The 12,868-nt window shown below is 54.0% G+C and carries 7 protein-coding genes; 3 read left to right on the top strand and 4 right to left on the bottom strand.

The genetic code is table 11. From position 1 onward, the window contains the following. Positions 1–14 precede the first annotated feature (14 nt). Positions 15–1,118, bottom strand: coding sequence for a peptide chain release factor 2 (gene prfB, locus ACTHR2_RS03465; protein ID WP_049328751.1), 1,104 nt, complete (start codon positions 1,116–1,118; stop codon positions 15–17). 97 nt (positions 1,119–1,215) lie between these two features. Then, on the bottom strand, positions 1,216–1,932 hold the full coding sequence (truC, locus tag ACTHR2_RS03460) for a tRNA pseudouridine(65) synthase TruC (protein ID WP_263339652.1): 717 nt from the start codon (positions 1,930–1,932) through the stop codon (positions 1,216–1,218). A 140-nt stretch (positions 1,933–2,072) separates the two neighbouring features. Between truC and ACTHR2_RS03455 the strand changes: the two genes are divergently transcribed. After that, a complete protein-coding gene (locus ACTHR2_RS03455; protein WP_263339649.1) occupies positions 2,073–2,801 on the top strand; it encodes a TIGR00730 family Rossman fold protein in 729 nt (242 codons plus the stop codon). A gap of 108 nt (positions 2,802–2,909) precedes the next feature. Here ACTHR2_RS03455 and ACTHR2_RS03450 read toward each other — a convergent pair whose 3' ends face one another. Together ACTHR2_RS03450 and sstT are read right to left on the bottom strand one after the other, a co-directional pair. Next, positions 2,910–4,766 (bottom strand): ABC transporter ATP-binding protein, encoded by a 1,857-nt coding sequence (locus ACTHR2_RS03450; RefSeq protein ID WP_263339646.1) that lies wholly within the window; start codon positions 4,764–4,766, stop codon positions 2,910–2,912. Between the two features lie 228 nt (positions 4,767–4,994). After that, positions 4,995–6,218 (bottom strand): serine/threonine transporter SstT, encoded by a 1,224-nt coding sequence (gene sstT / locus ACTHR2_RS03445; RefSeq protein WP_440375363.1) that lies wholly within the window; start codon positions 6,216–6,218, stop codon positions 4,995–4,997. A gap of 446 nt (positions 6,219–6,664) precedes the next feature. Here sstT and ACTHR2_RS03440 point away from each other — a divergent pair, with 446 nt between their 5' ends. Together ACTHR2_RS03440 and ACTHR2_RS03435 are read left to right on the top strand one after the other, a co-directional pair. Further along, positions 6,665–8,506: an autotransporter assembly complex protein TamA gene (locus ACTHR2_RS03440; RefSeq protein WP_263339641.1), complete on the top strand. Its 1,842-nt coding sequence runs from the start codon at positions 6,665–6,667 to the stop codon at positions 8,504–8,506. Positions 8,507–8,587: 81 nt separating this feature from the next. Next, positions 8,588–12,736, top strand: coding sequence for a translocation/assembly module TamB domain-containing protein (locus ACTHR2_RS03435; protein WP_440375362.1), 4,149 nt, complete (start codon positions 8,588–8,590; stop codon positions 12,734–12,736). Positions 12,737–12,868 lie beyond the last annotated feature (132 nt).

Raw genomic sequence — 12,868 nt, 5'->3', positions numbered from 1 at the left:
TTATCTCTTACGGTTTACACACCTTGTTTCAGGCTGGCTTCGATGAAGCCGTCCAAATCGCCGTCCAATACGGCTTTGGTGTTGCCGACTTCGTAGCCTGTACGCAAGTCTTTGATGCGTGAGGAATCCAAAACGTATGAGCGGATTTGGCTGCCCCAACCCACATCGGATTTGCCTTCTTCCAATGCCTGTTTCTCTTCGTTGCGTTTGCGCATTTCCAATTCGTACAGTTTGGATTTCAACATTTCCATCGCGGCCGCTTTGTTGGCGTGTTGCGAACGGTCGTTTTGACATTGCACCACAATCCCTGTCGGCTCGTGGGTAATACGCACGGCGGAGTCGGTTTTGTTGATGTGCTGACCGCCTGCGCCTGATGCGCGATAGGTGTCGATACGCAAATCGGCGGGGTTGATTTCGATTTCGATGGAATCGTCGATTTCGGGGTACACGAACACGGATGAAAAAGACGTATGGCGTTTGTTATTCGAGTCAAACGGCGAGTATCGCACCAAGCGGTGAACGCCGGTTTCGGTACGCAGCAAGCCGTAGGCGTATTCGCCTTCCACGCGGATGGTGGCGCGGTTAATGCCTGCGATTTCGCCGTCGTCTTCTTCAAGGATTTCGATTTTGAAGCCTTTGCGCTCGGCGTAGCGGCTGTACATGCGGAACAGCATACCCGCCCAGTCTTCCGCTTCCGTACCGCCCGCGCCTGCGGTGATGTCGATAAAGCAGTTGTTCGGGTCGGCTGGCTGGTTGAACATTCGTTTGAATTCGAGATCGGCCATTTGTTTTTCCAAACCGGCCACGTCTTCCTGTACGGCGGCGAAACCTTCTTCGTCGTTTTCTTCGACGGCCATTTCGATCAGCATGCGGTTGTCTTCGATGCCTGTAGCGATGTTGTCGAGGGTTACCACGATGCCTTCGAGGATTTTGCGCTCTTTGCCGATTTCTTGGGCGCGTTTGGGGTCGTTCCAGAGTTCCGGGTCTTCGGAGAGGCCGATGACTTCTTCAAGGCGGTCTTTTTTGCCTTGGTAGTCCATATAGACGCGGATGTCTTCGCTGCGCTTCTCCAAGTCGTTTAGGGTGTTGTTAAGCTGGTTGATTACTTCGGCTTCCATGATTCTTGTGTTCTTTCAAAATTTTAGGGGCGTATTGTAAGGGATTTGCCTGTTTTTTTCCATGACCGGGCCGTCTGAAAATGTGCGGTTTGGATTTTCAGACGGCCTCGGTTTTAAATTTTTCCATCCAAAGCCGCCAGTCGTTGTCTATCGGCGCTTGTACGGTCATCCGGCTGCCGTCTTCTATGCTTTGAAAACTGAGGCTCTGCGCGTGCAACATCAGGCGTTGCGTGCCGATATGTTCGGCAACGGCATGGTTTTGGCGCAAATCGCCGTAGTTGGTGTCGCCGACGATGGGGTGGAAAATGTGTTTCATATGGCGGCGGAGTTGGTGCTTGCGGCCGGTGTGCGGCGTGAGTTCGGCCCACGAATAACGCGAGGTCGGATAACGCAGGGCGGATTGGAACGGCAACTCGGTTTGTGCCAGACAGCGGTAGGCGGTTTGCGCTTCCTGCAATGTGGCTTCGGTCTGCGCTTCGGCAATTTTGTCGGGCATATATTTGAGGGCGTAATCAATCAGGCCGTCTGAAGGCAGATGACCGCGAACAATCGCCCAATAGGTTTTTTCGATGGTTTTGTTTTCAAACTGCTGCGTCAATAACCGCGCGGCTTCCGTATCGAGTGCAAACAGCAAGACGCCGGAAGTCGGGCGGTCGAGGCGGTGGACGGGATAGACGTGCTGCCCGATTTGGTCGCGCAGGGTCTGCACGGCAAAACGGGTTTCGTGTTTGTCTAACCAGCTTCGGTGCACCAGCATTCCGGCAGGTTTGTTGACGGCGATGGTGCGGCTGTCGCGGTGGATAATATCGAGCATGGCGGAGCAGTTGAATAAAAGCAGATATTGTAACGGGCTTTTTAAAATGTGGCAGGCACACTTGCCGCCGAAACCCAACTTTCAGACGGCCTGCCCCTTTCAGGTTACAATACGGCACATAAAAACACGAAGGAAAAGCCGTGAGCCTGCTCAAAAAACTGCCCAAACCCATGCTTCCCGACGAAACACGCCGCGATATTCAGGCGCGCGAGTCGTATCATGTATTGAAGATTATTTCCGAATTTGTCGAAGCCGGCGAAGAATTGCGCGCCATTCAGCCGGCCGTCAGCATTTACGGCAGCGCGCGCACGCCTGAAAACCATCCCGACTACGCGTTCACATTACGCTTGGCGCGCAAACTGTCGGATGCCGGATTTTCCGTCATTTCCGGCGGCGGGCCGGGCATTATGGAAGCAGCCAACAAAGGCGCGTTTGCAGGCGCAAGTCCGGCGGTGGGGTTGAATATCGTGTTGCCGCACGAGCAAAAAGCCAATCCGTATCAGGATTTGTCGATTAAATTCCAACACTTCTTCCCGCGCAAAGTCATGTTCGTCAAACACGCCGTGGCGTATGTCGTCATGCCCGGCGGTTTCGGCACGCTGGACGAATTGTTTGAAAGCCTGACTTTGGTGCAAACCGGCAAGACGCCCGACCGCCCGATTATCTTAGTAGGCAAAGCATTTTGGGCAGGGCTGTTGGACTGGATACGCGAGCAGTTGCTGGGCAGAAACCTGATTTTGGAAGAGGATTTGAACTTGATCCACGTCATCGATGACGAAGACGAGATTATCGAAGAAATCTTCGCCCATTACGAAAACCGCCTGGAAGACTTGTCCGAACACCAAAATGCTTGGTCGCTGGGGCTGTAAAATAAGGTTTCAACTGAAAAAAGGCGGTTATCCCACCTACCCTTTGCTTCATTAATAAAGGCCGTCTGAAAATGTTTTCAGACGGCCTTTTATCTTCTTTCAAAGCGTTTAATTGTTTTCCCACTCGACATGCTCACTCAAGAAGCCGCCGCTTTGGTGCGCCCAAAGTTTAGCATACAAGCCTTGTTTCGCGAGCAACTCGGTGTGGCTGCCTTCTTCGATGATGCGGCCTTTGTCCAAGACGATGAGGCGGTCCATCGCGGCGATGGTGGAGAGGCGGTGGGCGATGGCAATCACGGTTTTGCCTTCCATCATTTTGTCGAGGCTTTCTTGGATGGCAGCTTCGACTTCGGAGTCGAGCGCGCTGGTGGCTTCGTCAAGCAACAGAATCGGTGCGTCTTTGAGCATAACGCGGGCGATGGCGATACGTTGGCGTTGGCCGCCGGAAAGTTTCACGCCGCGTTCGCCAACGTGTGCGTCATAGCCGCGTCGGCCTTTGGCATCGCTTAAGTTAGGAATAAAACCGGTGGCCTCGGCGCGTTCGGCGGCAGAAATCATTTCGGCTTCGGTCGCATCGGGACGGCCGTAGATAATGTTGTCACGGACGGAGCGGTGCAGCAGGGAAGTATCTTGCGTTACCAAACCGATTTGGGCGCGCAGACTTTCTTGGGTAACGCTGTCCACGTTTTGGCCGTCGATCGAAATCGTGCCGCTTTGCGGTTCGTAAAAACGCAGGAGCAGGTTGACGATGGTGGATTTACCCGCGCCGCTGCGGCCGATCAAGCCGACTTTTTCGCCGGGTTTGATGTTCAGATTAAAGCCGTTAAGGAGCGGTTTGCCTGCTTCGTAGGAGAAATCGACGTGATCAAACTTGATTTCGCCTCGGGTAACTTTAAGCGGCAGGGCTTGCGGTTTATCGAGGATGGTGTGGGGTTTGGACAGGGTCGCCATGCCATCGTTGACGGTACCGATGTTTTCAAACAATCGGGCAGACTCCCACATGATGTATTGCGACAAACCGTTCACACGCAATGCCATGGCCGTGGCGGTGGCTACCGCGCCTACGCCGACTTGGCCGTGATACCAAAGCCAAATACCCAAGGCGGTTGTGCCGACGGTCAGCGAGCTGTTGACGATAAAGCTGCAGGTGTGCAGCAGCGTTGCCAAACGCATTTGGGCATGGACGGTTACCATAAATTCTTCCATCGATTGCTTGGCATAGGCGGCCTCGCGTGCGCCGTGGGAGAAAAGTTTGACGGTGGCGATATTGGAGTAGGCGTCGGTAATGCGGCCAGTCATCAGCGAGCGCGCATCGGCCTGACGCGCAGCGGTTTTGCCGAGTTTGGGAATCAGAAAGCGCATAATCATCGCGAATCCAATCATCCAGCAAATAAACGGCACGATAAGCCAAGCATCGAATGAGGACAGAATCACGCCGGAAGTGATGAAGTACACCAGCACATACACAACCATATCGGCGACGGTCATCACGACATCGCGCAGCGCCAGCGCGGTCTGCATGACTTTGGCGGACACGCGTCCTGCAAATTCGTCCTGATAAAAGCCCAAGCTTTGACCCAGCATCAGGCGGTGGAAATTCCAGCGCAGGCGCATGGGGAACACGCCTTGCAGGGTTTGCAGGCGTACACTGGACGCGAAAAAGGTCCAAACGGCAAAAAATGCCACCATAGCCATCATGCCGATTAATGCGTGGCCTTTTTCAACAAAAAGCGTTTGCGGTGTATACGCGCCGAGCCAGTCAACCACCTTGCCCATAAATTGGAACATCAAGGCTTCCATGATGCCGACGCCGACCGTAAACACGGCCAACACGGCGATCCATTTACGCACGCCTTCAATGTTGCTCCAAATAAACCGCCACAACCCTTTTTCTGGCGTTTTCGGAGCGGCTTCTGGATAAGGGTCGATGCGGGACTCGAACCATGAGAATATTTTTTTAATCATTGTTTTTGCAAATTTAATAAGACGGTCAGGCCGTCTGAAAAGAGGTGTTCAAATACATTCAAGACTGTATTTTACGGGAAAAATCCAACTGATGACAGCGGATACCGCCAGGCCGACCAAACCAATCTATCGGCTTGACCATCTAAAAATCCCTTTTCCTTTACCCAAAGCAAAGGCCGTCTGAAACTTTTCAGACGGCCTTTGCTGGATTTAGGTTGCCCTTAAAAATCACTCTTTCCGTTGACGGCCCAAATCGGCAGCGGCAGTAAACAAAACGTCGGTGGAAGAGTTCAACGCAGTTTCTGCAGAGTCTTGAATCACGCCGATGATGAAGCCGACGGCAACCACCTGCATGGCCACATCGTTATCGATACCGAACAGGCTGCACGCCAAAGGAATCAGCAGCAACGAACCGCCGGCCACACCGGATGCACCGCACGCGCTGACAGTTGCCACCAGGCTCAGCAGCAGGGCAGTAGCGAAGTCAACCGTAATGCCTTGCGTGTGCGCCGCAGCCATCGCCAAAACGGTAATGGTGATTGCCGCACCGGCCATATTGATGGTAGCACCCAATGGAATGGAGATAGAGTAAGTGTCTTCGTGCAGACCCAGTTTTTTCGCCAATGCCATGTTCACAGGGATATTGGCGGCGGAAGAACGGGTAAAGAAAGCATACACGCCGCTTTCGCGCAGGCAGGTAAACACCAGCGGGAAAGGGTTGCGGCGGATTTGCGTCCACACAATAATCGGGTTGACCACCAAAGCGATAAACAGCATACAGCCGAGCAATACGGCCAACAGCTGCATATAACCGGCAAGCGCTTCAAAACCAGTTTCCGCAATGGTAGAAGACACCAAGCCGAAAATACCCAGCGGCGCAAAACGGATAATCCATTTCACAACGGTCGAAACGGTATCAGCCAAATCGGCCGCCACTTGGCGGGTTGTATCCGAACCGTGATGGCGCAAAGCCGCGCCCAAAACCAAAGCCCAAGCCAAAATACCGATATAGTTGGCATTGGCCAGCGCATTAATCGGGTTGGCCACCAAATTCATCAACAGCGTTTTCAATACTTCGACAATGCCGGAAGGCGGCGCAACGGACACATCGCCTGCCGCACGCAGAATCAGCGTGGTCGGGAATGCCATACTGGCGACAACCGCCACCACGGCCGCGGCAAACGTACCGAAAATATACAAAATCAAAATCGGTTTGATGTGGGCCTGATTGCCTTTTTGGTGTTGCGCAATGGCGGCAGTCACCAAAACAAATACCAAAATCGGCGCGATAGCCTTAAGCGCACCGACAAACAGGCTGCCCAGCAGTCCTGCGCTGATACCGACTTGCGGCGAAACTGCGCCCACAAGAATACCTAAAACCAAGCCGATGGCGATTTGTACCACCAGGCTGACGCTGTTGATCGCGTTTAAAAGCGGATTGCCACTTGCCATATCCGTTCCTTCAATTTAAAGATATGTTAAAAAAGTCTTACATTCTAAAATAAAAAATCATTTGTCGGCGAGGTTTTCATGCACACCTCACAAAAACAGCATTAAAGTTTAGCATTTATGACACAGTTAGCACTTTATGCCAAAAATACAGTCAAATCCGCTCAAACCCTACTTTAAAGTATACCCATACTGTTGCCTTATCCCTCTGTATCTTGATTTCAGACGGCCTGAAATCTGCGCCATAAGGCCGCATACAAAGGCAACTTCACCAGTAAAAATACAAAACATAAATATTACAATCGTATAGAAACAAACCAAAATCCGCCCTTAAGTCGCCTTTTGCAACGTCATCGCGCTAAATTTCCGTTTACAACCATAGCCTGAAACCTTGCAGAAATAATGTTAAAATCCCCAAACTGAAGAATTGTCGCTGTCAAACACACATCATGACCAAACTGACCTACCCTGTTTTATTTGCATCATTGGCGCTCGCCTACGGACACGCGTTGGCAGTAGATACTTCCGTTCCCAAAGCAGAAGACTACGAGGCTGTTCCCGAATCCGAAATGCCCAAGCAGCCCAAAGACGACCAAACAGGCAAACTCAAGCCCAAATTCCCCGTCAAAATCGACACCCAAGACAGCGAAGTCAAAGAAATGCTTGAAGAATACCTGCCGCTGATTACCCAGCAGCAGGACGAAGAGCTGGACAAAGAGCAGGTCGGCTTCCTCGCCGAAGAGGCTCCCGACAACGTCAAAACGATGCTCCGGACCAAAGGCTACTTCAACAGCAACGTCAATATTCAAGACCACGGCGAAAGCTATACCGTCAACGTCACCCCCGGCCCGCGCACCAAAGTCGACAACGTCAGCGTGGCCATCCTTGGCGACGTATTGAATGATGACAACTTGGCCGAGTACTACCAAAATGCGATGGAAAACTGGCAACAGCCCGTTGGCGAAAACTTCGACCAAGATGGCTGGAGTGCAAGTAAAACCTCCGTCCTCAGCGCGGTAACACGCAAAAAATACCCTTTGGCGAAACTCACTACCACCCAAGCCACCATCAATCCCAATACCCAAAAAGCCGATTTGAACGTCATCGTAGAGAGCAACCGCCCCATTTACTTTGGCGAGTTCCAAATCACCGGCACGCGCCGCTACCCTGAAAGCGTGGTTTCCGGCATGGCGCGCTTCCAACCCGGTTCGCCTTACGACTTAGACAAAATCCTCGACCTGCAACAGGCGCTCGAACAAAACGGCCACTACTCCGGCGCGTCCGTACAGGCTGACTTCGATCAACTGCAAGGCGACCGCGTTCCCGTCAAAATCAACGTGACCGAAGTCAAACGCCACAAACTGGAAACCGGTATCCGCTACGACTCCGAATACGGAATCGGCGGCCGCATCGCCTACGACTATTACAACCTCTTTAACAAAGGCTACATCGGTTCCATCGTTTGGGACATGGATAAATACGAAACCACGCTGGCTGCCGGTATCAGCCAACCGCGCAACAACCGCGGCAACTACTGGACCAGCAACGTTTCCTACAACCGCTCGACCACGCAAAACCTTGAAAAACGCGCCCTGACCAGCGGTATTTGGTATGTCCGCGACCGCAATAATATCGATGCCCGCTTCGGCCTCGAATTCATTACCGAAGACCGCAAGGTCCCCGACACCAGCTACGATTTAGGCCGAAGCCATGCCACCATGCTGACTGCCTCATGGAAACGGCAAAGCATCGAAACCGAGCTGCACCCTCAAAACGGCTATTACCTCGACGGCAAAATCGGGGCAACTTTGGGCAAATTCCTCTCCTCCACCCAAATGGCACGCGCCACGGCACGGGCAGGCTATTTCTTCACGCCTGAAAACAAAAAACTCGGTACATTCATCGTACGCGGACAGGCAGGCTACGTTTATGCCCGCGAAGGCGAAGAAGTGCCGTCCAGCCTGATGTTCCGTACCGGCGGCGCAACTTCCGTACGCGGTTACGAACTCGACAGCATCGGCTTGGCCGGACCCAACGGCTCCGTCCTGCCGCAACGCGCCTTGGTGGTCGGCAGCCTCGAATATCAATTCCCGGTTACCAAAAGCTTCTCCGGCGCCATCTTCCACGATGTCGGCGATGCGGCGAGCAACTTCAAACACATGACCTTAAAACACGGTACCGGCTTGGGCGTGCGCTGGTTCAGCCCGGTTGCGCCGTTCTCCTTCGACATTGCCTACGGCCACCACGACAAAAAAATTCGCTGGCACATCAGCTTAGGCACAAGGTTTTAAAAAAATATACTCACCATCCATTCTTTCAGACGGCCTCAGCCATTCCAGGCCGTCTGAACAACAGACAAACAGAAAAATATCATGACCGATACTGCAAACACTTCCACGCCGTCTGAACAACAGCCCACCCCGCCAAAGCGCAAAAAACGCCTGTTACGCGGCTTTGTCCTGTCCGCCTTGAGCGTATTGACCGTTTCTGCCGGCGCAATCGGCTGGCTGGTCGGTACGGAATCGGGTTTGCGTTTCGGTTTGTACAAGATCCCGTCATGGTTCGGCGTCAAAATCTCTTCGGACACACTGAAAGGCACGCTGATTGAAGGTTTTGAAGGCGACAAATGGTTGATTGAAACAGACGGTGCGGATGTCAAAATCAGCAGCTTCCGCTTTGATTGGAAACCGTCCGAGCTGTTCCGTCCGTCTTTGCACATTACCGAAGTCGTGGCCGGCGACATCGCCATTGTGACCAAGCGCACGCCGCCCAAAGAAGAAGAGCCTTCAAAAGGCCTGCCCGACAGCATAGACCTGCCCGTTACCGCCTATCTCGACCGTTTGGAAACCGGCAAAATCAGCGTGGGCAAGCATTTTGACAAGCAGACCGTCTATCTCGACCATCTGCACGCAGCCTATCATTACGACAAAAAAGAACACCGCCTCCACATCAAAACCGCCGACACGCCATGGAGCAGCTCGACAGGCGCGGTGGTGCTCGGTTTGAACAAACCCTACGTCCTCAATACCGCCATCTACACCAAAGGCCAGCTTGAGGGCGAAACCATACACGGCACGGTGCGCCTGTGGGGCAGCCTGCAAGACGTATCCACCGACTTGCTGCTCGATAGCGACAACGTTCATTTGTCTGCCAAATCCACCATCCACCCATTCGCCGACAGCCTCAACGAAACCGTCGGCGAAATCCTGATTAAAGGTTCCAACATCAATCCGCAGGCCTTCCTGCCCAGCCTGCCCAAAGCGCGCCTGAATTTCGACGCCACCACCATTCCGTCGTTTACCAACGGCGTTGCGTTGGAGGGCTCGATTGACTTAGAAAACGACCAAGCCGGTTTTGCTGATGAAAATCATATCCCCGTCAAACGCATCCTCGGCGAATTCATCGTCGACGATAAAGGCACGGTCATGATTGAAGACATCGGCGTCGATCTGCTCAAAGACGGCAGCATCGATGTATCCGGCTCAATCGATACCGCCCAAGACCAGCTCAAACTCGCACTGGGCATCAACAATACCGGCGCAGACGACTTTGTCCGTCAAAACATCGCAGGCCGTCTGAACGGCAGTATCGACGTCAAAGGCGAAACCTCCTCCCCTGTCGTCAACTGGAATCTCGACAGCGGATTTGCGCGTACAGACGGCATGCTGTTTTTCCAAACCGACAAACAGCTCGGCCAGCGCACGCTCAAGCTCGACAAAGTCCGCCTGATTCCGCAAAACGGCGGCGAACTCAATGCCAAAGGCTCGCTCGAACTCTTCAAAGACCGCAAACTGCAATTGGACATCGTCAGCAAAGCCTTCAACCCTGCGCGCATCGATCCGCAGCTTCCGCAAGGCAGCGTCAACGGCAACATCAACTTAACCGGTATACTGGCGCAAGAGAAATTCGCCGGCAAAATGCAGTTCGCACCAAGTACGCTCAACGGCGTTCCGCTCAGCGGCAAAGCCGACGTCGCCTATGAAAACAAACACCTTGCGCGCGCCCTGACCGACCTGACCCTCGGCAGCAACATCGTCAAAACCAACGGCAGCTTCGGCCAAAAAGGCGACCGCCTCAACCTCAACATTACTGCCCCCGATTTGTCGCGTTTCGGCTTCGGCTTGGGCGGCCTGCTCAACGCGCGCGGCTACATCTCCGGCAGTTTTTCAGACGGCCTCAAAACCCTTGAAGCCGATTTGAACGGCGAAGCGCGCAACTTCAAAGTCGCCAATACCGTAAATATCCGCACCCTCGACTTCAAACTTAAAGGTTCGCCCGACACCAACCGTCCGTTGAGTGCCGATATTAAAGGCGAACACATCGCCGTCTCCGGCGGCGCGGCCATGATTGACAACGTCAACCTGCTCATCAGCGGCACAGGCTCGCACCACCACATCCGCGGCAACAGCAGCATGGCGGTGGACAACAAACGCTACAAGCTCGACCTCAACGCCACCGGCGGCCTCAACAAAGACCAAACCCAATGGAAAGGCACGGTCGACACGCTCGACATCAACGGCGCGTTCAACCTCAAACTGCAAAACCGCCTCAACCTCGAAGCCGGCAGCGAACGCGTTTCCCTCAGCAGCGCGCGCTGGGCAGCCATGGGCGGCAGCCTCAACCTGCAAAATTTCGTTTGGGACAAAAAAGCCGGCATTACCAGTAAAGGCAGCGCGCAAAATCTGCACATTACCGAATTGCACAACTTCTACACCCCGCCCATCGAACACAACCTCGTCTTGGGCGGCGACTGGGATTTGGCGTACAGTCAAAACGCGCGCGGCTTCCTCAACATCAACCGTCAAAGCGGCGACATCATCCTGCCGGTCAAAGACCCGAAAAACAAACAGCCTTTGGGACTTTCCGCGCTCGCCCTGCGCACCCGTTTCCAAAACGGCCGCATCGACAGCACGCTGGAAGGCAACACCCGCTTCGGTAAAGTTGACGGCACGCTCGGCATCGCCCAACAGTTCGGCAACAACATCAACAACGCCCCCGTCAGCGGCAAAGTCAATATCAGCGTTCCCGATTTAGGCTCGCTCAAATCCTTTATGCCGGCGACAGCCCAAGGCATTGCAGGCCGTCTGAACGCGACCGCCACCATCGGCGGCCGACTCGGTTCGCCTACCGTCAACAGCAACCTCGACCTCCAAACCAATTACGGCCGTGCCGACGGTACTGTCAACATCGGTCAGGGTACCAGCTTCGACACCGCCCCCCTGAGCGGCAAACTCAACCTGAACGTTGCCAACCTCGAAGTCTTCCGCAACTTCCTGCCCGTCGGCCAAACCCTCAAAGGCCGTCTGAACGCCGCCGTCAACTTGGCAGGCCGTCTGAACGATCCGCAACTAAGCGGCCTGATTAACGGCGACAACCTCTACTACCGCCATCAAACCCAAGGCCTGATTCTCGACAACGGCGTATTGCGTTCGCGCCTGCAGGGTCAAAAATGGGTGATCGACAGCCTCAAATTCCACCGTGGCGGCACGATTGAGCTCAAAGGTGCGGTCAACCTTGCCAACGCCAACCCCGATGTCGACGTGGACATCGTCTTCGACAAATACCGCACCCTCTCGCGTCCAAACCGCCAACTGCAGCTCTCCGGCGCGGCCAAAGTCCTCTACAATCCGGAAAAAGGCGTATCGCTCAACGGCACGCTCAACACCGACTACGGCAGATTTGGTTCGCAAAAATCCTCCATGCCGACCCTCGATGACGACGTGGTTGTACTGGGCGAAACCAAAAAAGAAGCAACGGCCACCACGCCGATTAATATGAACCTTGTCTTGAACATCAACGACAATGTCCGTTTTGTCGGCTACGGCGCAGACGTTACCATCGGCGGCAAACTGGCCATCACATCACATCCGGGCGAAGCCGTCCAAGGCGTCGGTACCGTGCGCGTTGTCAAAGGCCGCTACAAAGCCTACGGCCAAGACCTCGACATCACCAAAGGCTCGGTTTCCTTTGTCGGCCCGCTGACCGATCCGAACCTCAACATCCGTGCCGAACGTCGTCTCTCCCCGGTCGGCGCAGGTGTCGAAGTCCTCGGCAGCCTCAGCAATCCGCGCGTAACCTTGGTTGCCAAAGAAGCCATGAGTGAAAAAGACAAACTCTCCTGGCTCATCCTCAACCGTGCCAGCAGCGGCAGCGACGGCGACAACGCCACACTCTCCGCTGCCGCCAGCGCGCTGCTTGCCGGTCAAGTCAACGACCGCATCGGCCTTGTCGATGATTTGGGCTTTACCAGCAAACGCAGCCGCAACGCCCAAACCGGCGAGCTCAACCCTGCCGAACAAGTCCTGACCGTCGGCAAACAGCTCACCAACAACCTCTACGCAGGTTACGAATACGGCATCTCCAGCGCCGAACAATCCGTCAAACTCGTGTACCAACTGACCCGCGCTATCCAAGCCGTTGCCCGCATCGGCACGCGCTCCTCCGGCGGCGAGTTGAAATACACCATCCGCTTTGACAACTGGTTCGGCAAAGACGAACCCGAGCTGGAAGAACAACACTAAAAGCCGTGAAAAAGGCCGTCTGAAATTCATCTTTCAGACGGCCTTTATCTTGTTCTACCGTATTAGAATCTTCAGCCATGCCTCAAAAAACAAAGGTCAACGGCGCAAGTTTAAAAATAAATGCAGCTAAAA

The sequence above is a fragment of the Neisseria sp. P0006.S004 genome (genome assembly GCF_051963015.1).
In the GTDB taxonomy this organism is placed as follows: domain Bacteria; phylum Pseudomonadota; class Gammaproteobacteria; order Burkholderiales; family Neisseriaceae; genus Neisseria.
This window is presented reverse-complemented; position numbering and strand designations above follow the sequence as displayed.